Source organism: Methanohalobium evestigatum Z-7303, assembly GCF_000196655.1.
GTDB classification, from domain to species: Archaea; Halobacteriota; Methanosarcinia; order Methanosarcinales; family Methanosarcinaceae; genus Methanohalobium; species Methanohalobium evestigatum.
On the sequence record NC_014253.1, the window covers coordinates 294,635 to 319,690 of the forward strand.

Sequence of the window (25,056 nt, forward strand, 5' to 3'; positions counted from 1 at the left end):
TGTATTCAACTTTTTGACCGCATTACATTTCAACACTGTTTTCCCAGAGTCCGTGTATGTTGCAGTATTCAACAGCGTAGAAAGATTTGAAATCATCGATACTGTTTACTTCAAATTTTGCGTTTGGTTCTACATAAACAGGAGCAAAATCCATTTTTCCGAGATTTACCACCTGTCCATTATTCCTTACACCGTGCAATTCCACCCATGCTATATGGTGTTCCACTTTGTTTGGGTGGGGAGTTTCTTTTCCAACAGCAACTTCTATGAAATCACCTCCTTGTTTACCCTGTCCTTTCATTATTTCAATTGATGGAATATGTTTCTCTTTTAATTTACTTTCTGCTTCTTCTTCTTTTCCTTTAACTATATTTTCTATCATTTATATCATCCTGTAAATTTAGTTATTATTGTCCTTTATCCTCTGCTTGGGTCTGTGTCTGTGCACCTGACAATGCTTTGGATGTATATTCTGGAACAAACACCCTCTGGCTAAGTTCTTTATCCAGCATATACATTCCGCTACCATCTTCGCCCATAAGTTTAAGTTTGGAAATTATTTCGTTATCGTTTGCTTCTTCTTCAATCTGTTCGGAAACGTACCATTGGAGGAATGTATATGTAGCATGGTCTTTTTCCTCAACTGCAAGGTCGACAAGTTCATTAATGGATTTTGTGACAAATTTTTCATGTTTAAGTGTTTTCTCGAACATGTCCAGTGCTGAATCAAATGCAGTAGGTGGTTGTGGTATCTCCATTAATTTTACCTGAGCACCATGGTCATTAATATAATCATAAAACTTCATGGCATGGGTCATCTCTTCCTGGTACTGCACCATAAACCAGTTGGCAAACCCATTCAGTCCGATATATGTACTATAAGCGGACATGGACATGTATAAATATGCAGAATACATCTCCTTGTTGAGCTGTACATTTAATGCTTCGGTCATTTTTTCGCTTAACATTTTAATCTACCTTATCCAAATTCAGAAGGTTATAAATCCATAACCATTTTTCAATATATTTCGACATGCTGGGAATGGGTATGTTTTGCATACGCGGTTAATAACTCCTGGTTATTTGATACTCTGATATAATGGGTGAAAGGAAATACCAGATTTAATTTGACCTCTTTTTTATGCAATATCCTCTTCATGCATATCCAGTGAATTCAACAGGACATGTGCAAAACACATGGATTTACCGCCAAATGCAAATACAGTTATTTTATTAACCACTTTAACCCCTACTTTCAGGTTAAAAATAAACCCTATAAGAAATATAATCCGATAGATATAAATCAGTTTTGGTATTTTTTAAGTGTTTAAATATATACAGTGGGTTAAATTTGTGTGAAACCATATTCTGACCATTAACAATTATTAATTATTGGTGTCATTTTTTAACCATATTTTTATTGATTTACGAGATATATTTAAATAATCTCAAATTACTGTAAAATATCACAAACAAGATTACTAAGTAATAATCATTGGAGAGTTGCAATGACGGTTCCAAAAGAATATATTCCTCATGAAGTAGAGCCCAAATGGCAGAGTTCGTGGGATATGTCCAAATATCATTTTGACTGGGAAGACCAGAGCCGACCCCAGTACATTATAGATACTCCCCCTCCATATCCAACAGGCAATTTCCATATCGGTAATGCATTAAACTGGTGTTACATCGATTTTATAGCCAGATATAAACGAATGCGCGGGTATAATGTAATGTTTCCCCAGGGATGGGACTGCCATGGTCTTCCTACAGAGGTAAAAGTTGAAGAATTACACGGGATTACCAAAAACGAGGTATCAAGAGCAGAATTTCGTAAAATGTGTAAAGACCTTACCAGTCAGAATATTGAGAAAATGCGCGAGACCATGATGCGTCTTGGTTTTTCCATTGACTGGAATAATGAATTTGTCACAATGGAACCTGAATATTTTGTTAAAACTCAAAAGTCCTTTGTCCAGATGTATGACATAAACCGCATTTATCAGTCCGATTACCCTGTCAACTGGTGTCCCAGATGTGAAACCGCCATTGCACTTGCAGAAGTGGAATATGATTCAAGAGACACCAGTTTGAATTATCTGTATTTTGATGATCTTGAAATAGCAACCACAAGACCTGAATTACTTCCTGCATGTGTCGCAGTAGCTGTTAATCCAGAAGATGAGCGCTATAGGGAACACATAAACGATGAAGTGGAAGTTCCTATCTTTGGACAGAAAGTACCAGTACTGGCGGATGAGGCTGTGGATACATCCTTTGGAACCGGAGTTGTAATGATTTGTACATTTGGTGATAAACAGGATGTCCGCTGGTGTGTAAAATATGACCTGCCGGTTCGAAAAGCAATCAATAAAAACGGTAGAATGACCGATGTGGCTGGTAAGTATTCCGGTATGACCATTTCAGAATGTAAAGATGCCATAACTCAAGAACTTAGTGATAAAGGTCACCTCTATCAGCAGGAAACACTGGAACAGAATGTAGGGTTATGCTGGAGGTGTAAAACTCCCATTGAAATTTTGTCAGAACCTCAATGGTTTGTGTCGGTAAATGATGATGAAATCCACAATACAGCTGATGAAGTCAACTGGCATCCTGAGTATATGAAAACCCGACTAAAAAACTGGACCGATGTTATGGAATGGGACTGGTGTATTTCACGTCAGAGAGTATTTGCAACTCCCATTCCGGTGTGGTACTGCAATAAATGCGGGGAGACAATGGTAGCCAAAGAGGAATGGTTACCACTTGACCCCATACAGACTGAACCGCCTGAGCCGTGCAATTGTGGGTCAACAGATTTTGAACCAGAAAATGATGTACTGGATACATGGATGGATTCATCTCTTACAGCACTCCATGTATCAGGCTGGTTAAGTGAACATGAATTGCGTCTCCCCACCCAGATACGTCCGCAAGGTCATGATATTCTGCGTACATGGGCTTTTTATACAATACTTCGTACCAAAGCAATAAAAGGGATAAAACCGTGGGAATTTATCCTTGTTAATGGGATGGTTCTCGGTGAAGACGGTCATAAAATGAGCAAATCTCAGGGTAATATAATATCTCCAGATGAAGTAGTCGGTCAATATGGTGCTGACGCTTTTAGACAATGGGGAGCAGTCGGTGGAACTCCCGGTTCAGATGTAATGTTTAGATGGAAAGATGTAGTTTCTGCCTCACGTTTTATGCAGAAGGTTTGGAGTATCTACAGGTTCTCCATGACCCATCTGGAAGAGTTTGTACCTGACAGCAGTGATATGGCTCAGATATCTCAGGAAAATCTGTCACTGGTTGATAAATGGTTGCTTAGTAAATTGAACAAATTAATAGAATCTGTAACAACCAGTATGGACAAACTGTTATTTGATGAAGCCTACAAATCAATGCGTACTTTTGCATGGGAAGTTCTTGCTGACAATTATCTTGAATTGGTCAAATCAAGGCTTTATGGTAAAGACCCTGAATCAAGAAAAGCTGCACAAACTACATTATATTATGCAATTGATACACTTATACATGTCCTTGCTCCAATTACACCGTTTTTTGCAGAGGAGATGTATTCAAGGTTCAAAGAAGGAAGTGTCCATGAACAGTCATGGCCTGAAGTTAATGAATTACTGATTGACAATGATGTTGAAAGTAAGGGAGAAGTTATAAAGGATATTGCAAGCAATATTCGAAGATATAAATCTGATAACGGCATGGCATTAAATGCACCACTGGAAAAAGTGGAAATCTATTCTGACGTAATAGGAAACAATGATATTGAGGAAATTAAAGGTGCAACCAATTCAGAAGTAGAGGTCCTATCCGGCCATCCGCAAATAGATTACAAACCAGTAGAAATTAAACCCAACATGGGTATGATAGGTCCCAAATTCAGAGATAAAGCAGGTTCTATCGTAAAAACACTGAAGTCTGAAGACCCTGAAAAAATATCTAAACAAGCCGACGAAGGTAAAATTGTAGTATCTGTAGACGGTGAAACCATTGAACTTGATCCGGATTCAGTTGAAATAGAAAAAGAAGCAATGTCTTCAGGTAGGGCAGTAGATGTAATGGATGTCGATGGTACAGTGGTGGTTGTAATAAGGTAACTTTTACAGTTACCTTATATTTTCAAACAATTAAAGATTGGTTGATATACCATTATAATATGAATGAGATTTACTGGCGCGTTTTATATTTTTATATCCGTGTTTAACCTTTAGCAATCTTTCCAGTCCTAATCCTGCACCAATCCATGTTTTATCGATTCCCCAGTTCATATCGATTGGAACAGGACCTACAACAGCAGATGAAAGTTCTAAATCACCGTGGACGATATCTATGGTCTCACCATAAACATGACAGTTATCATCAATTATTTTGTAGTCGATGTTTAGATGTTTTAACAGGTCATCTATATGATTTAGAAGGTTTTCTCTGTTTGCACCAGAACCCATTTGACAGAAGTTAAACATTGTAAATTCTTCAAGGTGCTGGCTACCTTCTGACTCTTTCCGATAACACGGTCCGATTTCAAAAATTTTAATCGGATCAGGCAGGATTTTGTCAAAATTTTTAAGCCACTGGTAGAGACCCGGTGCAAGCATGGGTCGCAAGCAGTGTTTATTATCAAGATAAAATATTTGTTTTGATAATTTATGATCTGTATCGATACCCATTTTTTTAACAGAATCAATATCAATAATTATTGGGGCTTTAATTTCTATAAACCCTTTATCAACAAAAAATTGGGAAATAGTTCTCTCAAGTTTTGCAATTTGTTCTTCTCGGTCGTTTTCATACATCTGTTTGAAATCATTTCGCCTTTTGTTGACCAATTCAGATTCTATTTCCTTAAATTTTGATGGTTCATTAGAAAATGGTATTTTTTCTCCAGGCAAAAGTAGTTCATTAATTCGTTCTTTCTGTGCAGAAGTAAATGTCTCTGGCTCAATTTTGTTGTCTGTTTTATCTTCTGAAACTGATGTGTTTGATTGAATACTTTCAGTAGTGGGGTTAACCTGCACTTTTGATTGCTTCTTTTTTTTGTGTCCCAGTTGCTTGGATTTCTTTTTCTTTGATTCAGAATATGAAAAAGCAGTTACTTTTGTATCAGTTCTGTCGGTATGTTTTTGTAAAAATCTGTTAATAACCTCATCAGAAACCTTGCAGTTTTTACAGGGTTTTTTGTATTTTTTAAGTCTTAATATTCTTGCTGTACGACTATTTCTGGAATTTCTTACTGTGATTTTTTCCCCACAATCCATTTCCATATGAATGTATCTTTGTGACACTTCATAATTTTTTATTTCATGGAGTAAACCACTCCTTGAAACCCATACTTGGAGGTCTGATATTAATGATGCCAGTGATTTTTTAGACATAATCCCAACTCCATGAGTAGTAAACACGGGATAGACTGGATTTGCTTGTTTGGTTTGGATTAATCTGTTGTTCAATATTTAAAACAAGTTTAAATATTGTATATGTATTAAGAATAAAACCTGTATTATTAATATATTGATACTTATTGCCAGTTTGTCAAATCGATGAATGTCAAGCTCTTATAAATATATTTACATATACGAAATATTTATAGCAAAAAAGTGGCGGAAACCCCGGGAATCTAACCCGGCTGAATGGATTTAGAGTCCATTCGATCTACCTGATCGGGTTTCCTTTGTGCATTTGTTGTATATTTATGTCATACGTATTGGCTACTTATAATTATTGGTAGTAAATCAAATATAAAATATATGGGATAATTGGGCTTGATGTGTATTGTAATATTTATCATTTGATATAAAAAGTTATATATACGCGAAAAGACCATTAAAGCATACCATTCATAAACTATATAAAAACTATTTAAAAAAGGAGTTTGATTTTAATGGCTGAAGAATATACCCCAAAAGAAAGATTTGCAAAAGCACTTAAAGGAGAATCCGTAGACAGGATGCCAGCCATCTGTGCTACCCAGACCGGAACAGTCGAACAGATGGAAGCAAGTGGAGCATACTGGCCAGATGCTCACTATGACGCTGACAAAATGACAACACTTGCAGAAGCCGCTCACACAGCTGTTGGTTTTGAAATGGTACGTGTACCATTCGATATTACAGCAGAAGCTGAATTTTTCGGATGTGAACTCAAAGAAGGTACTCAGAAACAGCAGCCATCTGTTGTAGGTCATGTAGTAAAAACCGAAGACGATATCAAGTCACTTGAAGGCTATGACTTAAGCCAGAAGAGAATAGGTACAATCTGTGAATCAATCAAACAACTGGCAGACAAATACGGAGATGAGCTCCCAATATTTGGAAGTATGATTGGTCCTTTCTCACTTGCCCAGCACCTCAATGGTGATGACTGGTTTACCAATGTAATGATAAATGAAGAATTTGGCAAAAAGCTCCTTGACTTTACCACAGAATTCTGTGTTGCTTACGCCAAAAAACAGGTAGAAAATGGTGCAGACACCGTTGTAATCATTGATCCAACAGCAAGTTATGAATTGCTTGGTCCTGATTTCTTCAGAAAATTTGTACTTCCATACCACAAACAGGTAGTTGACGCCTGCAAGGATATGGGTGTAGGTACAATCGTTCATATTTGTGGAGATACAACAAAAGGTCTTCCAATAATGGATGAATCTGGAACAGATGCTATAAGTGTCGACCAGAAGGTTGATGTTGCAACAGCCAAAGAAAACGTCCAGAATGCAAAGATTGTCGGTAATCTCGACCCAGTTGAGACACTCTGGAACGGTAATCCAGATGTGATTAAAGAAAAATCACAGGAATCACTGGATAAAGGTGTAGACTTTTTGGCACCTGGTTGTGGAATTGTAAGTGCTACATCCAATGAAAACCTCCAGACAATGGTAGAGTGTGCAAAAAGCTGGAAATACTAAACAATAAATTTCCAGTTATTCTTTTTCTTTTTTCTTTTAGAATATCACTGTATAATCAGTTATACACATTCGGATTATTTTATATGTTAAGATAATACTTAAATTGGATTAGTTATATCCATAAAATAACAAACAATAACTAATTAACTACAAATCCTAACCAATTTTTGGGGTTGTACGGAGTATTTAAAAATGAAAGTATTAGTAAGCGATTCATTAGCAGAAGAAGGTATAAACAAACTTAAAGAACAATTCACAGTTGATGTAATAACAGGACTATCTGAAGATGAACTGGTGGAGAAAATCAAGGATTATGATGCACTTGTTGTTCGAAGCGGAACCAATGTAACAGAAAAAGTAATCAATGCAGCAGATAACCTGAAAATTATAGGTAGAGCAGGAGTGGGTGTTGACAACATAGACGTTGATGCTGCAACTAATAAAGGTATCATTGTAGTAAACACTCCAGAAGGTAATATGATATCTGCCGCAGAACATACCATTTCCATGATGATGGCAATGTGCCGCAATATACCTCAGGCGCATGCATCGTTAAAATCCAGAAAGTGGGAACGCAAAAAATTCATGGGTGTTGAAGTAAATGGTAAATATCTTGGAGTTATCGGGCTTGGACGTATCGGCTCATATGTTGCACAAAGAGGACAAGCTCTTCATATGAAAGTACTGGGATATGATCCCTATGTATCACAGGAGCAGGCAGATGAAATGGGAGTAGAACTAACATCTGTAGAAGATATATGCAAACGAGCCGATTTTATAACTGTACACACACCACTTACCAAGGGAACTGAGAATCTTATCAACGCTGATAAATTCGCTTTAATGAAAGATGGTGTAAGGGTATTAAACTGTGCTCGTGGTGGTATTATTAATGAAGATGCACTTGCAGAGGCACTCAGAAGTGGTAAAGTTGCAGGTGCAGCAATTGATGTTTTTGTAGAAGAACCTCCTTTTGAAAGTCCTTTACTCGATTTTGATAATGTGATAACTACTCCTCACCTTGGAGCTTCTACAGAAGAGGCACAGGTAAATGTTGCAGAAGCAGCAGCAGATGAAGTTATATCAGCATTAACAGGTGGACCCGTTAACAATGCAATCAATATACCTACGGTTAAACCCGAAATGATGCCTGCACTTACTCCATATCTAAAACTTGCTGAGACTATGGGTAAATTTGCAGGACAATTAATGACTGGAAATTATAAACGGGTTGAACTAGAATACAGCGGTGATATACTTGATAAAGATATCAAACCGGTAACAGTTGCAGCATTGAAGGGAATACTGGAAAATGCACTTGGTCCGGGTGTTAATTTTGTTAATGCGAATTCACTTGCAAAATCCAGAAAAATTAAGGTAATAGAGAGTAAATCTGAAACAACCAATAAGTTCCCTTCAACTATAACACTGGAACTTACAAGAGGCTCTGATACAAAATCCATTACAGGTACTGTATCAGGTAATGGTAAAATTGGACGAATAATCCAGATAGACGGTTACCACTTTGATATAGTACCAACCGAAAATATGCTGGTTGTTGATCATATGAACCGGCCAAATGTTATAGGTCCTTGTGCTATTATGCTTGGTAAAAATGATATAAACATTTCTGGAATGCAGGTGGGTCAGGTTGGTCTTGGAGAAAAAACAATAATGGTGCTTAATGTAGATTCAGAAGTTCCTGAATCAATTTTAAATGAAATGAAGTCCATTGAAGGTATACTGGATGCAAAACCAGTCACACTTTAAAGGGGATGGTTTTTTACCATCTCCATTATATTAACAGGCTTATATGATGAGAAAACGGATTTACCACCGGCCACCAGGACTGGAAACACATTTTGAACAACAGTATCGCTATTACTCGGATTTGCAGTATCTTCTAAAAATACTTGCAGGTATGACCGGTAAATTCGGTATGTTTGAATCGCAGGGTACCCATGAACAAAAAAATTTTCAACTGAAACGTGAAATAGGTGTTGAAATTGTGACAAATGGGGTGGATTTTGAACCGATAAATAATAAAAATATAAACCGAACACTATCAACTATTGAACCAGAGGGAGCTATAGATATTAGAATCAATCTGTCTTATAGCTATCTTGATGACAATTACAGCAGGGTACCCTTTAGAAATGATTCATATATTGTTCGTGTAGATTTGCGGGATGGTTTGTTAACGCTTAAAATAAGCCATCATGAGGGACCCGGATATACAGAAGCAAGAAGAATTGCTGATACAATATTTGATGAAATACGGCGTGGTTCATGTGGATGAGCTAACAAAAGTAGTGGCATCAGTATACAAGAAAAAATCTTCATCAGAATTATCTTTGAAAGAATTTGAATTTGCATTATCTTTTGATTTTAAATGGATGTCTCCTGATGAGGCGTCCAGAGTGTCTGATATGGCAATTGAATCAAATATTGTTTATGAACAGGACGGATACATCAACCTTAATATCAACCTTGATAACGTATCTATACCCCATGATTTTAAACCATCAGATGAGCTTTTTAAAGAAAAATCAATTATAGAACAGATAATGGAATATATAACAGTTACAATGAATATGGACAAGCAAAAAGTAGCATCCCTAATAAATGAAAAACAAGAAGAATATTCACAACTTCTTTATCCGGAAATTTCGGCAATCCTTGTGGCAAAAGAATTAGGATGTGATATAACTCCTTTTTATCAAAAGATATATAAAAAAATCCTACAATATGATTGAATTCGCATAATCTTTATGTATTAGTAACGTTATTGAAGATTAAAATCCGCTTAAAATAGTATATACTAACTCTATTGACAGGAAGTATATTCTTGCGTAATTGTTTGAATTAACAATGTTCGAACGCAGAATTGCGTGAGTAAGATTTAGTCTTGCGGAGGAACATAAAATGAGTAAAAAATCCCAGAAAAGAGTAGCTAAAAAAACAAATCCAAGAATTGTTGAATTGATTGGGTTGCTTAAAGAAACATCACATACAGAAAATGCACCTATTTGGAAAGACCTTGCTAAAAGGCTTGAAAAGCCGAATAGAACCCATGCAGAAATAAATCTTAGCAAGATTGATAGAAATACCGATGAAAATGAAATTGTGCTTGTGCCAGGAAAAGTACTCGGAGCTGGTGACCTGGGTCATGGAGTAACAGTTGCAGCTTTAAAGATTAGCAACACAGCAAAGGACAAAATAGAAAGCGTCGGTGGAAAAATTTTAACTATTGAAGATATCCTGGAAGAAAATCCGAGTGGGTCTGGTATTAAGATATTACAGTAAGATGATGTAGGGTAGGTGTTAGAAATGAAAATTATAGATGCAAATGATCTTATCATAGGACGGCTTGCAAGCACAGTTGCAAAAGAATTGTTAGCTGGGGAAGAAATCGCCATTGTTAATGCAGAAAACGCAGTTATATCTGGTTCTAAGGTAAGGACGTTAACAGATTATAATGAAAAAAGAGAGATTGGTTCAATCGAACATGGACCACATTTCCCCAAAAGACCAGACCGTATTATAACAAGGACTGTAAGAGGAATGCTTCCGTACAAAAGGGAGAAAGGCAAAAAAGCAATGTCCCGTCTGAAAGTACATGTAGGAGTTCCATCCCAGTTTGAAAATTCAAAGTTTACTACAATAGAAGGTGCAGAATTGAGTAGACTAAGCAGAAACAAATTTGTAAAACTTGGTGAAGTCAGTAGTAGACTGGGTGCAAAATTCTAATATAATAAATCATCAGGAGAATATTAATCATGGTAGATAAAGTAGTAACTTCCTCAGGTAAAAATAAGGCTGCAATAGCACGTGCAACTATTAGCAAGGGTACAGGTAAGGTAAGGGTTAACAAGGTACCCATTGAGATATATGAGCCTAAATTCGGAAGGCTTAAGATGCAGGAAGCTCTCAAATTAGCAGGTGATGTAGTCTCTGAAATGGATATTGATGTAAATGTCCGTGGCGGCGGATTGATGGGACAGGCTAATGCAGTAAGGACTGCAATAGCAAGAGGTATTGTTGACTGGACTAATGATACAAACATCAGAGACACATATATGGCATATGACCGTAACCTGATTGTAAACAACTCCAGACAAAAAGAGTCCAAGAAATTTGGCGGTCCTGGAGCACGCGCAAAATACCAGAAATCGTACCGATAAATTATTTATTAAGGTGTAAAATATGATTCCAATTAGATGTTTTACCTGTGGTAAAGTAATTGCCAACCAGTGGCACGAATACAAAAATCGTGTAGAAGAAGGAGAAAATTCAGGAGCAGTACTCGATGACCTTGGTATTAAAAGGTATTGCTGCAGAAGAATGTTTTTGACACATGTTGAACTTGTAGATACATTAGCACCATACCAGTAAGGGACCATGAGGTAGCCTGGACTATCCTTCGGCGTTCGGGACACAGCATAACACTGTGCGAAACACGCCGATACCTGAGTTCGAATCTCAGTGGTCCCATTCTTTTTGTTTAAGTACTGGGGTGTTAGATGACAATCAAAATTTAATCAGAATAACACTATAATGCAAAAAAATCTGGTAAAATGCAATAATCCTTATGATTGGACTATTTTACACCTGGAGTTTACAATTAAACAATATACAGGGTGATTAATTGAATATACAGACCAAAAAACAGACTTTTACAAGGTATGAGCGTGCAAGGATTATTGGTGCAAGGGCATTACAAATATCAATGGATGCTCCTATATTAATTGAAAACGTAGAGAATTTGGACCCATTACAGGTTGCAATAGAGGAACTAAAACATGGTGTAATCCCTGTCACAGTTAAAAGAGAATTACGAAAATGAGGTGAACCAATGGAAGACCAACAGGATATAGAAGATAATTCAGAAAAGAATCTTGAAACCGAAGAAACAGAAGAAACAGCGACAGTGTCACAGTCAGCGACACCACAACCATCAGAAGAATCCACTGAAAGTGAAGAAGAATCAACATCATTGATTCCGATTGATGAATACTTGGCGTCAGGAGTACATATAGGAACTCAGCAAAAGACCAAAGATATGATCAATTTTATCTACCGTGTCAGGACAGACGGTCTTTATGTACTTGACATACAATCAACAGAAGAAAGAATAAAACTTGCAGCAAGTTTTCTTTCCAAATATAACCCATCAACAATACTGGTAACCTCAGCACGTCAGTACGGTCAGCATCCTGCAACCATGTTTGCTAAAGCGATAGGTGCAAAATCAATGGTGGGCAGGTTTATACCGGGAACGCTTACAAATCCACAGATGGAAGGATTTTTTGAACCGGAAGTAACCCTTGTAACAGACCCAACTGGGGATGCACAGGTTATAAAAGAATCAGTGAATGTCGGAGTGCCGGTAGTAGCCTTCTGTGATACCAATAACCAGACATCAAGTGTGGACCTTGTGATACCGACAAACAACAAAGGTAGAAAAGCGCTATCTCTTGTTTACTGGTTACTGGCAAAAGAAGTTGCAAAGAACATGGGAATCCCGTTCAATTATGAGTTCAGTGACTTCGAAACTGAAATCTGATGCTTATAAACATAAACAATATTACCACCTGATACATACACTATTAAAAGGGGTAACAATCCCTTAACAATCAGGGGTGATAGGTAGTATGAGAAATCCAACAGTTGCTGGACAGTTCTATGCACTGGATCCCAGTGGACTTGAAAAAGAAATCAGCAGATGTTTTGGCGATATTGACATATCGCAACAAAACATTCACGGTGCAGTCATTCCACATGCGGGGTATATGTTTTCAGGACCTGTGGCAGCCTATGCTTTTGCACAACTGCCGGAAGCTGATACTTATATAATACTGGGTCCCAATCATACCGGACTTGGTTCAGCAGTAGCAATTTCACAGGATACATGGTCTACTCCGCTTGGAAATGTTGAAACTGATAAAGAACTGGGCAAATCACTTGCTGGAAGTATCCTGGATGTAGATGAAATGGCTCATATGTATGAGCATTCAATAGAAGTACAGATTCCATTCCTACAGTACAGATTCAGTCATGGTTTTAAGGTATTACCTATATGCATGGGTCTGCAGGATGAGGAAACAGCACTGGAAGTGGGAAATCAGATATCCAGTGCAATTACAGAATCCAATAAAAAGATATTTGTTATTGCTTCCAGTGATTTGACCCATTTTGAACCAGAAAATGTAGCCAATGATACAGACAAGTATCTGATAGAATCAATAGAAAATATGGATGTTCATGAATTCTACAGGCGTATATCTGAAAGGTCTGCTACTGCGTGTGGATATGGTCCGATTTCTGCAATGTTAACAGTAGCAAAATCCCTTGGAGGTAGAACAGGTAAACTCCTAAAATATGGTACCAGTGCTGATGTAACAGGTGATAGTTCATCAGTTGTAGGGTATGCCGCAGTTGTTATAGAATGATGAAATTATGCATCAATAAATTAAAAAGTGATATATAAAAGGAGCGTAGATGATAACCTCTTCTGCACCAGGAAAGATATATTTGTTTGGTGAGCATGCAGTGGTTTATGGTGAAAATGCCATATGTTGTGCTATAGAGCTCAGGACGCATGTCCAGGCAGAGTTCAACGACCATATAGAAATAAATTCTGTTCTGGGCAGAAGTGGTCTTAATTTTGAAAAACATCCCTATGTATCAGCTGCGATTGAGCGAATGAAGGAATTTGCACCTGTGGATGGTGTAAAAATCAATATAAATTCAGAACTTCCAGTAGGTTCAGGACTGGGTTCATCTGCAGCATTAACTGTCTCGACAATACAAGCTTTAAACCACCTTTTTCATTGTGGTTTATCTCTTGAGCAGATAGCTGATCTGGGTTATAATGTAGAATGGGATGTCCAAGGCAATGCAAGCCCAACGGATACATATGTGAGTACAATGGGCGGAGTATTTATGCTCCCCTCTCGCAGAAAGCTTGAATTGAATGACTGCGGTATAGTTATTGGCGATACAAAAAAAAATTCTTCTACAAAAAAATTGGTGACAAATGTAGCTGAACTAAAAAACCGGTTTCCTGAAATAGTTACGTCCATTCTTTCAACCATTGGTAAAATAACCTATTGTGGTGAATATTCAGTTTGTAATGGTGACTATGAATCCATTGGTAAACTTATGAACATTAATCAGGGATTACTGGATTCAATTGGAGTTGGGAGTCTTGAACTTTCACAATTAATCTATTCAGCAAGGTCTAAAGGGGCGTATGGAGCAAAGCTTACAGGTGCAGGAGGAGGTGGATGCATGATAGCCCTGGCAGACGCCAGCAAAACTGTGGATGTATCAGATGCAATAAAATCTGCAGGTGGTGTGCCGATAACCACAAATATAACTGATAAAGGGGTAGTAGTAGAAACAAAGAGGTAACAGACATGAGCACAAATTCATCCGGTGGACAAAATATAACCATTTTAAAAATAGGTGGAAGTGTTATAACTGACAAAAATGCAGACGAAAATTTTGCAAAGCATGATGAAATTGACCGGATTTCTAAAGAAATTTCAGAATTTGATGGTAAACTTGTAATTGTCCATGGTGCAGGCTCATTTGGTCATCCGCAGGCTAAAAAATATCAAATAACAGATAAGTTTGATGCAAAAGGTTCAATAATCACGCATAAATCAGTAAATCTATTAAATCAGCTTTTTATTGATTCACTTATTGATAACAATGTTAATGCAGTTTCTGTGCATCCGATGAATAATACTATATCAAAAAACGGGCGGATACAGGATATGTTCCTTGATAACCTATACTACATGCTTGATAATAAAATAGTTCCTGTTTTGCATGGTGATGTGGTAATGGATAAAAACACAGGAACATCAATTATTTCAGGGGATCAAATAGTTCCATATCTTGCAACTCAAATGGGAGCCATTAGGATAGGGATAGGTAGTATTAAGGAAGGGGTTCTGGATGAAAATGGAAAAACATTAAAGCTTATAACACATGACAATTTTGCAAATGTGAAAAACAATATTGGTTCATCAGAAGGTACTGATGTGACTGGCGGGATGCTTGGAAAAGTAACTGAACTTTTAAAACTTAATGAACTTACAGGTTCAACGTCTTATATATTCAATGCCGGTAAACCAGGGAATGTGTCGATGTTTTTACAAGGAAATGATATAGGTACATCGATTACAGGTTCAGGGCAATAGATGATGAAATAACGGGATTTTATTATGAGTACATCCAGACGAAAAATAGAACATTTAAATTTTTGTGCCCATAGTCCGGTAGAATCCAGAAAAAAGGGTTCAGGATTTGATGATATAACTTTAATACATCGTGCACTTCCAGAAGTTAATATGGATGAAATAGACCTTTCTACACGGTTTCTGGGGAAAGATTTCAGTGCACCATTCATGATAGCCTCCATCACAGGAGGACATGAAGATACAATACCTGTAAACAGAGCTCTTGCAAAAGCAGTTGAAGAAATGGGAGTAGGTATTGGTGTTGGAAGTCAGAGAGCAGCCATCGAAGATCCAGCCCAAGAAGAATCATTCAGGGTAGTTCGTGATGAAGCTCCTAATGCTTTTATTTACGGTAATGTGGGAGCGGCACAGATAAAGGAATACGGTGTAGAGGTTGTTGAAAAACTCGTGGACATGATAGACGCAGATGCCATGGCAGTTCATCTGAATTTTTTGCAGGAAGCAGTTCAACCTGAAGGAGATCGTGATGCATCCGGAACACTGGAAGCAATCTCTGAAATAACTTCTCTTAATATACCGGTTATAGCAAAAGAGACTGGTGCAGGTATATCTCATGAAGATGCAGTTCTTCTAAAAAATGCAGGAGTTTCAGCAATTGATGTTGGTGGTGTTGGTGGAACCAGTTGGTCGGGTGTGGAATTTTATCGTGCAAAGGACAGGAATGATTTAAGGTCACAGCTTCTTGGTGAAATATTCTGGGACCATGGGATACCTACAGCATCGGATTTAATCGAGTGTGATGTATCCCTGCCTCTTATTGCTACAGGAGGTATAAGATCTGGGTTGGATATAGCCAAATCAGTTACAATGGGTGCAGATGTTGCCAGTGCCGCGTTACCATTTGTTGAACCAGCGTTAAAAAATGAGCAGGAAGTAATTAATACATTATCAAATTTCATCTATCAATTAAAAGTATCCATGTTTCTCTGTGGATGTAAAACAGTAAGCGATTTACGTGATGTTCCGGCAGTAGTAACCGGCTGGACTCGGGAATATCTTTTACAAAGAGGATTTGAAATCGATAAATTATCCATGCGGTAATATGTATTCATTCATTATCAAGGTCATTTGTATTATCAAGAATTAAAAGAAAGTTGGATTACAGTATAAAATAAGAATTTAAAGAGATTAAAAATGAGTAGAGGATAATATGACAGATATAGGTATAATTGCAGTTGGTGGATACAACGAGATGGGTCGCAATATGACTGCGATTCGAGTAGGTGAGGACATAATCATTCTTGATATGGGACTCAGACTTGACAGAGTGCAGATTCACGAAGATGTTGAAATCAACAAGATGCACTCTCTTGAACTAATAGAAATGGGCGCGATACCTGATGACACTATCATGAAAGAGATCAATGGCACAGTACGTGCGATTGTTTGTACACACGGTCATCTTGATCATATAGGGGCAATACCCAAATTGGCCCATAGGTACGCTGCACCCATAATAAGCACACCTTATACTACATCACTTATCAAACAACAGATTGAGTCTGAAGTAAAATTTGGTGTCAAAAACAAAATCGTTACACTAAATGCTGGAGGAATTTATCAGGTAACTGAAGACATTTCTATAGAATTTATCAGAGCACAGCACAGCATAATTGATTGCGTTTTTGCAGTCATACATACTCCAGATGGGGCTATATTGTATGCATGTGATTATAAACTGGACCGCATGCCTACAATGGGCGAACAACCAGATTTTGACCGTTTGAAATCACTTGGTGAAGAAGGCGTACTTGCAATGATTACTGAAAGTACCAATTCAGGGGTGCCCGGTAAAACTCCATCAGAACGTATAGCACATGACCTTGTCCGGGATGTACTTCTTGGAACAGAAGAATCAGATGTAGGAATGATAGTAACTACGTTTGCATCTCATATTGCACGTATAAATTCGATAATCAAATTTGCAGCTGAGATGGGAAGGACACCAGTGTTGATTGGTCGGGCAATGGATAACTATGTTTTAACCGCCAAAAAACTGGGGTATATAGAACTTCCAGATAACATAGAGGTTTATGGTGCGCGTAAAGACGTCGATAAAGCACTTAAAAAGATTGTAAATAAAGGCAAGGATAAATATCTTCCAATTGTTACAGGTCATCAGGGAGAACCGGGTGCAATACTTCCAAGAATTGCAAATGGAGAAACCCCCTACACTATAGAATCAGGTGACAAAGTAATATTTTCTGCAAATGTAATCCCGAGTCCAATGACAGAAGGCAATCGGTATTCACTGGAAACGAAACTTAAAATGAGAGGAGCCAGACTTTTCACTGATGTACACGTTTCGGGACATGCATGCAAGGAAGATCACTGGGAACTGTTGAGGATTATAAATCCAGAACATGTAATACCTGCTCATGGAACAATTAATATGCACAGTTCTTATATAGAAATGGCAGAAGATGCTGGCTATGTGCTCGGTAATACCCTGCACCTTTTAAGAAACGGAGAAGAATTATATATAGAGGAATAACGCTCCTCGGACTCAAAAACACTTATGATCAATATGAGCCTAATAGAAGAGATCAAAAACAGGAGTTCAACGGTGGACAGGGCGATATAGGAGTATCTCCCTGTCCAGAGCCCAGAAGAGCTTTACAGAGCTTCAAGGTATTTACCTGATGCTGGTGGAAAACGTTTGAGACCAGTCAGTACAATTCTTGCAGCGGAATCTGTGGGTTGTTCTGATATTAAATCCATTTTGCCTGCTGCAGTGTCGGTGGAACTGGTTCATAATTTCACATTGATTCATGATGATATCATGGATAAAGATGATGTACGCAGAGGTATGCCATCGGTCCATGTGAAATGGAATGAAGCAGGTGCTATCCTTGCGGGTGATACACTTTATTCTAAAGCCTTCGATATATTGTCAGGTGTGGACAATGACCCTGCTCAGATTGTGAAGTGTGTCAATCTTTTATCCAGAACATGTACACAGATATGTGAAGGTCAATGGATGGATATTAATTTTGAAGAATCTGATCAGGTATCAGAAGAAGAATATCTTGAAATGATTGAGAAAAAGACCTCCGTTCTTTACGCTACATCGATTAAAATAGGAGCATTACTTGGTGGAGCTTCTGATGAAGTAGCAGATGCATTGTATGATTTTGGGCGCATGATAGGTGTCAGTTTCCAGATATACGATGATGTACTTGATTTAATAGCACCTGAAGAAACACTTGGTAAAGTAAGAGGAAGTGACTTGAGAGAAGGTAAAATGACCCTTATAGCAATCCATGCTTTCAATCAGGGTGTAGAGTTGGATATATTTGGAAAAGGTAATGTCACCCGGGATGAAATTGATAATTCTGTACAGGCACTTGAAAATGCAGGATCTATTCAGTATGCTAAAGACCTGGCAATGTCATACCTTGAAAAGGGTAAATCAAAACTTGATGTTCTTGAAGACACCAGAGCCAAAAAATTACTTCTTGATATTGCTGATTATATGGTTGAAAGGCCATATTAATTATAAAAAAATATAACTGCTGCGGGTAGATTCCCGCAGTTTAATTTTGATTTTCTTCCTTCAGGACAGCCTGTGCTGAAGCCAGTCTTGCAATTGGAACTCTGTAAGGTGAACAACTCACATAATTCAGTCCTGCTTCATAACTGAAACTGATGGACTCAGGGTCTCCACCATGTTCACCACAGATGCCCATTTTGATATCCGGACGTGAACTTCGACCCTTGTCGATTCCTATCTTCATTAATTCACCTACACCTTCCTGGTCAAGCACTGCAAATGGGTCGCTTTCGAGTATTCCTTTGTCGATATATAAAGGAAGGAATTTGCCTGCATCATCTCTACTGTATCCAAAGGTAGTTTGAGTCAGGTCGTTGGTACCGAATGAGAAGAACTCAGCACCTTTTGCAATCTTATCAGCAGTAAGGGCTGCTCTTGGGAGCTCTATCATAGTTCCACAAAGATAATCGATATTTGTGCCCTTCTCATTCATTACCGATTCTGCAGTGTCGGTGACGGTTTTCTTTACAAAATCGAGTTCCTTTTCATTTGATACCAGAGGAATCATTATTTCTGGTATAACATTTGTACCTTCAGATGAAAGTTCACAGGCGGCTTCTATAATGGCTTTGATTTGCATTTCATAGATTTCTGGATATGTTATACCAAGACGGCATCCTCTATGACCAAGCATGGGGTTGGTTTCTTTTAATGTATCTACATTTCTAAGTAAATCATTAACTCTTTTGATTTCTTCCTGCTTGCCACCTTCTGATTCCAGTTTCTTGATTTTTTCTATTAAATCTTCGTAGTTGGGCAGGAACTCATGCAGTGGTGGGTCGAGTAACCTTATGGTAATGGGATATCCATCCATTGCACGGAAAATATCCAGGAAATCATCTTTTTGCATCGGCTGAAGTTTTTGCAGGGCTTTTTCTCTGTCTTCTTTGTTATCAGCCATTATCATTTCACGGACGACAGGTATCCTTTCTTCACCAAAGAACATGTGCTCTGTTCTGCAAAGTCCGATGCCTTCAGCACCAAAATCACGGGCGAGTTTAGCGTCTTCAGGTGTATCAGCATTTGTTCTTACATTGAGTGACCTGATTTCATCAGCCCACTGGAGCATTGTTTCAAGTTCTCCACTGACATTTGGCATTTTAAGTTCTGCTTCACCCATGTAGATTTTACCTTCAGAACCATCGATAGATATACATTCTCCTTCATTTATGGAATAACCTTTAGCAGTGAAAACCCCTTTATTCATGTCTATACTTATTCCGTCACATCCGCACACACAGGGTTTGCCCATACCTCTTGCAACAACGGCTGCATGTGATGTCATTCCACCGCGTACAGTGAGCACTCCTTTTGCGGCATGCATGCCACCTATATCCTCAGGTGAAGTTTCAGTGCGTACCAGTATTACGTCTTCGTTGTTTTGAGCCATTTCTTCAGCGTGCTCTGCACTAAACACAACTTTGCCCACAGCTGCACCCGGTGACGCGGCAAGTCCTGATGACAGGAGTTCCAGTTCAGAATCAGGGTCAATCATTGGATGTAATACTTGGTCAATTTGACTGGGTTTAAGCCTCATAACTGCTTCTTTCTTGTTAATCAGGTTTTCATAAACCATGTCTACAGCAACTTTAAGAGCAGCAGCAGCGGTACGTTTTGCATTCCTTGTCTGGAGCATGTATAATTTACCTTTTTCAATGGTGAATTCTATATCCTGCATATCCTTGTAATGTTGCTCCAGTTTTTGGGTTATATCGTCAAGTTGTTTGTATACATCAGGCATGTTTTCTTTTAAAGCCTGTATGGATTTTGGTGTTCTTATTCCTGCAACTACATCTTCTCCCTGTGCGTTAGTTAAATATTCACCGTAGAATTCCTTTTCACCGGTTGCAGGGTTTCTGGTAAAGGCTACACCAGTTCCTGAAGTCTCACCCATGTTTCCAAATACCATTGCCTGAACGTTGACAGCAGTACCCAGTTCATCTGAAATATCGTTTAATTGTCTGTATTTTTTGGCACGTTCATTGTTCCAGGAATTAAATACAGCATTTATAGCCATTTTAAGCTGTTGTTTTATTTCCTGTGGGAAATCAGAACCGGTTTTTTCCTTGTATACAGATTTGAATTCTTCTACAAGGTCTTTCATTGTGTTTGTGTCCAGCTCGGTGTCTTCAGTCACTCCAAGTTCATCTTTTTTCTGCTGTATAAGATTTTCAAATTCATTGGTATCAATACCGAGTACGACATCTGAAAACATCATTATAAACCGTCGGTAACTGTCATAGGCGAACCACTCATTATCAGTTCTTTTAGCAAGCCCTCTGACAGTTTCATCATTTAAACCGAGGTTTAGTACTGTATCCATCATTCCGGGCATGGAAATGGGAGCCCCAGAACGAACAGATGATAATAATGGATTTTCGGGATCACCGAACTTTTTCCCGGTGGATTTTTCAAGTTTGTCAATATTTTTATCTATTTCGTCCCACATTCCCTCCGGGTAATCATTATTCTTCATGTATAATACGCAAGCTTCGGTGGATATAGTAAAACCAGGGGGTACAGGAACTCCAAGGTTTGCCATTTCCGCAAGGTTTGCACCTTTACCACCAAGCAAGTGTTTCATTTTGTTGCTACCTTCAGTCTGGTTATCTCCAAAAAAGTACACAAATTTTTTATCTGTCACTGAATTTCCTCCATGGGAAATATACTCTATTGTACATCTATAAGCTAATTTTTATTATGTTAATAATATAGGTTATTTCGCTAAATAGTTTATTTATTTTATATAAGGTTGTGGTTTTATTGTTTTAAAGGAGTTACTGTATTTTTGTTGAGTAAACACTTTTTAGAATGGAATATTTAATTTATATATTATTTGCGAAACTTTTATATATAAACTAAACTATCTAACAGATAATGGAAGTGGAAGAGATATTTTTTATATTCTTATGTCTTAAACTTTTTATAACATAATAATGTTACTTTTAAATTGCTTGCGAAACTTTTATATAATATAGTATCCATTTATAAATAGTAACAAATTGATTTATATATCTCTTATCAGAATCAAATATGAAAAAATTAGGAACGGTCTCGCATCTCTCAAAAAGTCGTAATCTTATAGTTAGAATGGATAAGTTAAAACCTTCAGATGCATTCAAAAAGGCACCCAAAATCAATTCCGTTGTTTTGAATAAATCAGTCAAACCTATTGGTGAGATAAATGATATTATCGGTCCAGTTAGCCATCCATATGTGATAATAAATGTTTCCAGAAAAGTAACTGATTCTGAATTATTGAATTATGTTAACGAGAGGGTTTACATTAAATAACTTTGATATGTTACTGTGCAGGTTGTTGGTTCTCAAATAAAAATGTATTACTTTGGTATACAGGTGATGTTTAATGGTTGAAGTTGAAAGAGAGAGGTATTCTGATACCTCCGAACGTGAAAAAATACGTGAAATGATAAAAGCACGTAAGGAAAAAGAAAAGGAAAAGGAAAAATCCTCTGAAACTGAGTCATCAGTTACTAAATGCCCTGAATGTGGAAGCATCAACCTTGAGCAGGATTATGAGCGTGCAGAACTTGTTTGTTCGGATTGTGGACTTGTGGTGGATGCAGAATTAGTTGATGAAGGTCCTGAATGGCGAGCATTTGACCATGACCAGAGGATGAAACGCTCCAGAGTAGGAGCTCCAATGACTTATACCATACATGATAAGGGTCTCTCCACAATGATTGACTGGAGAAACCGTGATTCCTATGGGAAGTCAATCTCATCTAAAAATCGGGCACAATTATACCGGTTAAGAAAATGGCAGCGTAGAATCCGTGTAAGCAATGCTACTGAAAGAAATCTGGCTTTTGCGTTATCAGAACTGGACCGTATGGCATCTGCTCTTGGTTTACCAAGAACTGTACGTGAGACAGCAGCAGTAGTCTACCGGAAAGCAGTGGATAAAAACTTGATACGTGGAAGAAGTATCGAAGGAGTTGCTGCAGCAGCACTTTATGCTGCATGCCGTCAATGCAGTGTACCAAGAACACTTGATGAAATCGGTGAAGTGTCAAGAGTTAGCAGGAAAGAGATTGGAAGGACCTATCGTTTCATCTCAAGAGAACTTTCGTTAAAACTCATGCCTACCTCACCTATCGATTATGTCCCAAGATTTTGTTCAGGCCTCAAATTGAAAGGTGAAGTTCAGTCCAAAGGAGTTGAAATCCTGAGACAGGCATCAGAAAAAGAGCTGACAAGTGGACGCGGTCCAACAGGTGTTGCAGCTGCTGCAATATATATTGCATCTATTCTGTGCGGGGAAAGAAGAACTCAGCGAGAAGTTGCGGATGTGGCAGGTGTAACAGAAGTAACTATACGTAACAGGTATAAAGAACTGTCCGAAGAACTGGATATTGAGATAATACTCTGATTTTGATAAAGGCAATAACAAATCAGTATAATTGTTGCCTTTGATTTTTTTCTTGTTTTTTAAATTTATAACAGGATATAATTTAGTTATTTAGGGTACTTTATTAATTATCTCTCTGTTTTTAGAGTGTATGTTATGCTTGAGACCTTTGAAATGCTTCTTATAGGATTAGGTGTTGGATTTACAGGAGCAGTGGTACCTGGACCCATGTTATTTGCAACTATTGAAACATCTTTCAAGAAAGGATGGTCGGCAGGTCCTGAAGTGGTACTGGGGCATGCATTGATTGAGTCAGTAATAACATTACTGATTATCTTTGGTATAAGTTCCTTTATAAACGATGATATTTTTTCAATTATTTCTGTAGTTGGTGGGATTGCTCTTGTGGTTTTTGGAATATTTACTGTTAAAAGCCCTGTAAATGACCAATATTCTTGCAGTAATTCGTATGAAATGCTGACAAGTCCAATAGTTTCTGGTGTGGTGACATCTGCTTCTAATCCTTATTTCTGGATGTGGTGGTTTACAGCAGGTAGTGCACTTGTACTTCGTGGATATGAAATAGGATTAATAGCAGCTGTATTTTTTATAGCAGGACACTGGATAGCAGACCTTGGCTGGTATAGTGCTGTATCATTGTCATTTAGTCGCGGTAAAAAATTAATCTCGTCTGGGATGCACAACTGGATGATGAAAATCTGCGGTGTTTTTCTAATACTATTTGGTTTATGGTTTGTTATAGGTTGGAGTTAATATGTCTGAAGTTGTAAAGCGGAAAGGTATAAAGGTATCAAAGAAAAAGGGAGAACCTACAAGGCGCGTACTTATAGAGAAGGGTTTACTTGATGCATCAGCGAAAATATTTTCTTCTAACGGTTTTTTATTCTTGCCGATCCTAAAACAACCCGTTAATTCCGAATTTTTTGAAATTAAACAGGTGTCTAATGATTTTATTGTTGGCGATTATGAATTTGAATTAATGGAAAAATCTCCAACTTTTGAGGATTTATTGGGTTATATTCCTCATTATGAAATTGTAGGTGATATTGCTATTGTTGATGAAGATGATGAATCTGAAGCCAGAAAAATTGCAGATGCAATTATAAGACTGCACCCAAATATAAAAACCGTGGTGGGTACAACTGCGCCAATAGGTGGAGAATACAGAGTCAGAAACGTAAAAGTAATTGCAGGAGAAGACAGGACGGAAACCATACACAAAGAACATGGTTGCAGATATGTGGTAGATATAGCAGAAGCTTATTTTACACCCAGATTATCAACAGAACGTGAACGTGTTCTTTCATTAATCAGTTCCAGAGATTTGGTTGTGGACATGTTTGCAGGTGTGGGACCTTACAGTATATTGATTGCTAAAAAGGTAGATGTTAAAAAGGTAATAGCAATTGATAAAAACCCGACAGCAGTTCGGTTTTTACGTAGAAACATAGAATTAAATTCTGTAAACAATGTTGTGGCAATAGAGGGTGATGCAGGTGATAAGGAACAGGAATTAGAAGGTATTGCAGACCATGTGATTATGAATTTGCCTCACAGTGCAGAGGAATTTCTGAATGCAGCTGTCAATATTACGAAACCCGGAGGAATCATTCATTATTATGATATAACTCCTGAAGATGACCTTTTTGACAGTTCACTGGAACTTATAAGAAATGCTGCAAACTATAAAGGACGCCAAATCGAAGTTGTTAATAAACGGGTAGTGAGATCATATGCACCGCATGAATTCAATATATGCATAGAGGTAAAGGTCAATTAATCTGGGCGAAATCGTTAAATTGTTACATCGATATTTTGGTGATGAAAAATCAAAACGCCGCCGTGGCTTAGTGGCAGAGCGGCTGATTCGTAATCAGCAAGTCGGGGGTTCGAATCCCCCCGGCGGCTA

The 25,056-nt window shown here is 37.8% G+C and carries 24 protein-coding genes, 2 tRNA genes and 1 pseudogene; 23 read left to right on the top strand and 4 right to left on the bottom strand.

The features are described from left to right. Positions 1-22: 22 nt before the first annotated feature. The gene (locus METEV_RS01525) at positions 23-382 is read right to left on the bottom strand and encodes a desulfoferrodoxin family protein (protein WP_013193801.1); all 360 of its coding nucleotides are present in this window, start codon (positions 380-382) and stop codon (positions 23-25) included. 25 nt (positions 383-407) lie between these two features. Beyond that, entirely contained in the window at positions 408-968 is a 561-nt protein-coding gene (locus tag METEV_RS01530) for a ferritin (protein ID WP_013193802.1), read from the bottom strand. 540 nt (positions 969-1,508) lie between these two features. Between METEV_RS01530 and METEV_RS01535 the strand changes: the two genes are divergently transcribed. Beyond that, positions 1,509-4,124 carry a valine--tRNA ligase gene (locus METEV_RS01535; protein ID WP_013193803.1) on the top strand — a complete coding sequence of 872 codons (2,616 nt, stop codon included), beginning with the start codon at positions 1,509-1,511 and terminating at the stop codon, positions 4,122-4,124. Between the two features lie 30 nt (positions 4,125-4,154). Here METEV_RS01535 and pylS read toward each other — a convergent pair whose 3' ends face one another. After that, a complete protein-coding gene (pylS, locus tag METEV_RS01540) occupies positions 4,155-5,399 on the bottom strand; it encodes a pyrrolysine--tRNA(Pyl) ligase (RefSeq protein ID WP_013193804.1) in 1,245 nt (414 codons plus the stop codon). 506 nt (positions 5,400-5,905) lie between these two features. Between pylS and mtbA the strand changes: the two genes are divergently transcribed. The 17 genes and pseudogenes from mtbA (at position 5,906) to METEV_RS01625 (ending at position 18,697) form a co-directional block, all read left to right on the top strand. Continuing rightward, positions 5,906-6,928, top strand: coding sequence for a methylcobamide:CoM methyltransferase MtbA (mtbA, locus tag METEV_RS01545; RefSeq protein WP_013193805.1), 1,023 nt, complete (start codon positions 5,906-5,908; stop codon positions 6,926-6,928). 192 nt (positions 6,929-7,120) lie between these two features. Beyond that, positions 7,121-8,698, top strand: a complete 1,578-nt coding sequence (gene serA / locus METEV_RS01550; protein WP_013193806.1) for a phosphoglycerate dehydrogenase — start codon at positions 7,121-7,123, stop codon at positions 8,696-8,698. 46 nt (positions 8,699-8,744) lie between these two features. After that, positions 8,745-9,227, top strand: coding sequence for a hypothetical protein (locus METEV_RS01555; protein ID WP_232216872.1), 483 nt, complete (start codon positions 8,745-8,747; stop codon positions 9,225-9,227). Beyond that, the gene (locus METEV_RS01560; RefSeq protein ID WP_013193808.1) at positions 9,199-9,684 is read left to right on the top strand and encodes a DUF2240 family protein; all 486 of its coding nucleotides are present in this window, start codon (positions 9,199-9,201) and stop codon (positions 9,682-9,684) included. Before METEV_RS01555 ends, METEV_RS01560 begins: the two co-directional genes overlap by 29 nt. Before the next feature lie 169 nt (positions 9,685-9,853). After that, positions 9,854-10,234 (top strand): 50S ribosomal protein L18e, encoded by a 381-nt coding sequence (locus METEV_RS01565; RefSeq protein ID WP_013193809.1) that lies wholly within the window; start codon positions 9,854-9,856, stop codon positions 10,232-10,234. A gap of 24 nt (positions 10,235-10,258) precedes the next feature. Then, entirely contained in the window at positions 10,259-10,678 is a 420-nt protein-coding gene (locus METEV_RS01570; protein ID WP_013193810.1) for a 50S ribosomal protein L13, read from the top strand. Positions 10,679-10,707: 29 nt separating this feature from the next. After that, on the top strand, positions 10,708-11,112 hold the full coding sequence (locus METEV_RS01575; RefSeq protein WP_013193811.1) for a 30S ribosomal protein S9: 405 nt from the start codon (positions 10,708-10,710) through the stop codon (positions 11,110-11,112). A 22-nt stretch (positions 11,113-11,134) separates the two neighbouring features. Beyond that, entirely contained in the window at positions 11,135-11,323 is a 189-nt protein-coding gene (locus tag METEV_RS01580; RefSeq protein ID WP_013193812.1) for a DNA-directed RNA polymerase subunit N, read from the top strand. After that, positions 11,324-11,422: transfer RNA gene (locus tag METEV_RS01585), tRNA-Pro, on the top strand. It begins immediately after the preceding gene. A gap of 154 nt (positions 11,423-11,576) precedes the next feature. Next, positions 11,577-11,774, top strand: a complete 198-nt coding sequence (locus METEV_RS01590; RefSeq protein ID WP_013193813.1) for a DNA-directed RNA polymerase subunit K — start codon at positions 11,577-11,579, stop codon at positions 11,772-11,774. A gap of 9 nt (positions 11,775-11,783) precedes the next feature. Beyond that, complete coding sequence (rpsB, locus tag METEV_RS01595; protein ID WP_013193814.1) at positions 11,784-12,494, top strand: 30S ribosomal protein S2; 711 nt, start codon at positions 11,784-11,786, stop codon at positions 12,492-12,494. A gap of 88 nt (positions 12,495-12,582) precedes the next feature. After that, positions 12,583-13,380 carry an MEMO1 family protein gene (locus tag METEV_RS01600; protein WP_013193815.1) on the top strand — a complete coding sequence of 266 codons (798 nt, stop codon included), beginning with the start codon at positions 12,583-12,585 and terminating at the stop codon, positions 13,378-13,380. A gap of 49 nt (positions 13,381-13,429) precedes the next feature. Further along, positions 13,430-14,344 (top strand): mevalonate kinase, encoded by a 915-nt coding sequence (locus METEV_RS01605; protein WP_013193816.1) that lies wholly within the window; start codon positions 13,430-13,432, stop codon positions 14,342-14,344. Between the two features lie 5 nt (positions 14,345-14,349). Then, the gene (locus METEV_RS01610; RefSeq protein ID WP_013193817.1) at positions 14,350-15,141 is read left to right on the top strand and encodes an isopentenyl phosphate kinase; all 792 of its coding nucleotides are present in this window, start codon (positions 14,350-14,352) and stop codon (positions 15,139-15,141) included. 24 nt (positions 15,142-15,165) lie between these two features. Continuing rightward, positions 15,166-16,242 (top strand): type 2 isopentenyl-diphosphate Delta-isomerase, encoded by a 1,077-nt coding sequence (gene fni / locus METEV_RS01615; RefSeq protein WP_013193818.1) that lies wholly within the window; start codon positions 15,166-15,168, stop codon positions 16,240-16,242. A gap of 109 nt (positions 16,243-16,351) precedes the next feature. Further along, positions 16,352-17,695: an RNase J family beta-CASP ribonuclease gene (locus tag METEV_RS01620; RefSeq protein WP_013193819.1), complete on the top strand. Its 1,344-nt coding sequence runs from the start codon at positions 16,352-16,354 to the stop codon at positions 17,693-17,695. 33 nt (positions 17,696-17,728) lie between these two features. Next, positions 17,729-18,697 (top strand): annotated as a pseudogene (locus METEV_RS01625) (polyprenyl synthetase family protein). Between the two features lie 40 nt (positions 18,698-18,737). On the opposite strand, the gene ppdK reads toward METEV_RS01625, so the two are convergent. Beyond that, complete coding sequence (gene ppdK / locus METEV_RS01630) at positions 18,738-21,398, bottom strand: pyruvate, phosphate dikinase (protein WP_013193820.1); 2,661 nt, start codon at positions 21,396-21,398, stop codon at positions 18,738-18,740. Positions 21,399-21,787: 389 nt separating this feature from the next. Here ppdK and METEV_RS01635 point away from each other — a divergent pair, with 389 nt between their 5' ends. The 5 genes from METEV_RS01635 to METEV_RS01655 all read left to right on the top strand — a co-directional run bounded on the left by METEV_RS01635 (position 21,788) and on the right by METEV_RS01655 (position 25,055). Further along, positions 21,788-22,048: an H/ACA ribonucleoprotein complex subunit GAR1 gene (locus METEV_RS01635; RefSeq protein WP_013193821.1), complete on the top strand. Its 261-nt coding sequence runs from the start codon at positions 21,788-21,790 to the stop codon at positions 22,046-22,048. Between the two features lie 73 nt (positions 22,049-22,121). Beyond that, positions 22,122-23,147 (top strand): transcription initiation factor IIB, encoded by a 1,026-nt coding sequence (locus METEV_RS01640; protein WP_013193822.1) that lies wholly within the window; start codon positions 22,122-22,124, stop codon positions 23,145-23,147. A gap of 135 nt (positions 23,148-23,282) precedes the next feature. Next, the gene (locus METEV_RS01645; RefSeq protein WP_013193823.1) at positions 23,283-23,900 is read left to right on the top strand and encodes a LysE family transporter; all 618 of its coding nucleotides are present in this window, start codon (positions 23,283-23,285) and stop codon (positions 23,898-23,900) included. A gap of 1 nt (position 23,901) precedes the next feature. Continuing rightward, the gene (locus METEV_RS01650) at positions 23,902-24,927 is read left to right on the top strand and encodes a class I SAM-dependent methyltransferase (protein ID WP_013193824.1); all 1,026 of its coding nucleotides are present in this window, start codon (positions 23,902-23,904) and stop codon (positions 24,925-24,927) included. A 56-nt stretch (positions 24,928-24,983) separates the two neighbouring features. Beyond that, positions 24,984-25,055 (top strand) — tRNA-Thr (locus tag METEV_RS01655). Position 25,056: the final 1 nt, after the last annotated feature.

What these genes read in the sequence shown, in the direction of transcription:
- METEV_RS01640 (WP_013193822.1), top strand. Translation starts at nt 22,122, where the DNA reads ATGGTTGAAGTTGAAAGAGAGAGGTATTCTGATACCTCCGAACGTGAA.
- METEV_RS01600 (WP_013193815.1), top strand. Translation starts at nt 12,583, where the DNA reads ATGAGAAATCCAACAGTTGCTGGACAGTTCTATGCACTGGATCCCAGT.
- fni (WP_013193818.1), top strand. Translation starts at nt 15,166, where the DNA reads ATGAGTACATCCAGACGAAAAATAGAACATTTAAATTTTTGTGCCCAT.
- pylS (WP_013193804.1), bottom strand. Translation starts at nt 5,399, where the DNA reads ATGTCTAAAAAATCACTGGCATCATTAATATCAGACCTCCAAGTATGG.
- METEV_RS01605 (WP_013193816.1), top strand. Translation starts at nt 13,430, where the DNA reads ATGATAACCTCTTCTGCACCAGGAAAGATATATTTGTTTGGTGAGCAT.
- METEV_RS01620 (WP_013193819.1), top strand. Translation starts at nt 16,352, where the DNA reads ATGACAGATATAGGTATAATTGCAGTTGGTGGATACAACGAGATGGGT.
- METEV_RS01635 (WP_013193821.1), top strand. Translation starts at nt 21,788, where the DNA reads ATGAAAAAATTAGGAACGGTCTCGCATCTCTCAAAAAGTCGTAATCTT.
- METEV_RS01610 (WP_013193817.1), top strand. Translation starts at nt 14,350, where the DNA reads ATGAGCACAAATTCATCCGGTGGACAAAATATAACCATTTTAAAAATA.
- METEV_RS01570 (WP_013193810.1), top strand. Translation starts at nt 10,259, where the DNA reads ATGAAAATTATAGATGCAAATGATCTTATCATAGGACGGCTTGCAAGC.
- METEV_RS01530 (WP_013193802.1), bottom strand. Translation starts at nt 968, where the DNA reads ATGTTAAGCGAAAAAATGACCGAAGCATTAAATGTACAGCTCAACAAG.
- mtbA (WP_013193805.1), top strand. Translation starts at nt 5,906, where the DNA reads ATGGCTGAAGAATATACCCCAAAAGAAAGATTTGCAAAAGCACTTAAA.
- METEV_RS01650 (WP_013193824.1), top strand. Translation starts at nt 23,902, where the DNA reads ATGTCTGAAGTTGTAAAGCGGAAAGGTATAAAGGTATCAAAGAAAAAG.
- METEV_RS01525 (WP_013193801.1), bottom strand. Translation starts at nt 382, where the DNA reads ATGATAGAAAATATAGTTAAAGGAAAAGAAGAAGAAGCAGAAAGTAAA.
- METEV_RS01555 (WP_232216872.1), top strand. Translation starts at nt 8,745, where the DNA reads ATGAGAAAACGGATTTACCACCGGCCACCAGGACTGGAAACACATTTT.
- METEV_RS01580 (WP_013193812.1), top strand. Translation starts at nt 11,135, where the DNA reads ATGATTCCAATTAGATGTTTTACCTGTGGTAAAGTAATTGCCAACCAG.
- METEV_RS01575 (WP_013193811.1), top strand. Translation starts at nt 10,708, where the DNA reads ATGGTAGATAAAGTAGTAACTTCCTCAGGTAAAAATAAGGCTGCAATA.
- METEV_RS01565 (WP_013193809.1), top strand. Translation starts at nt 9,854, where the DNA reads ATGAGTAAAAAATCCCAGAAAAGAGTAGCTAAAAAAACAAATCCAAGA.
- METEV_RS01560 (WP_013193808.1), top strand. Translation starts at nt 9,199, where the DNA reads ATGAAATACGGCGTGGTTCATGTGGATGAGCTAACAAAAGTAGTGGCA.
- rpsB (WP_013193814.1), top strand. Translation starts at nt 11,784, where the DNA reads ATGGAAGACCAACAGGATATAGAAGATAATTCAGAAAAGAATCTTGAA.
- METEV_RS01645 (WP_013193823.1), top strand. Translation starts at nt 23,283, where the DNA reads ATGCTTGAGACCTTTGAAATGCTTCTTATAGGATTAGGTGTTGGATTT.
- METEV_RS01535 (WP_013193803.1), top strand. Translation starts at nt 1,509, where the DNA reads ATGACGGTTCCAAAAGAATATATTCCTCATGAAGTAGAGCCCAAATGG.
- serA (WP_013193806.1), top strand. Translation starts at nt 7,121, where the DNA reads ATGAAAGTATTAGTAAGCGATTCATTAGCAGAAGAAGGTATAAACAAA.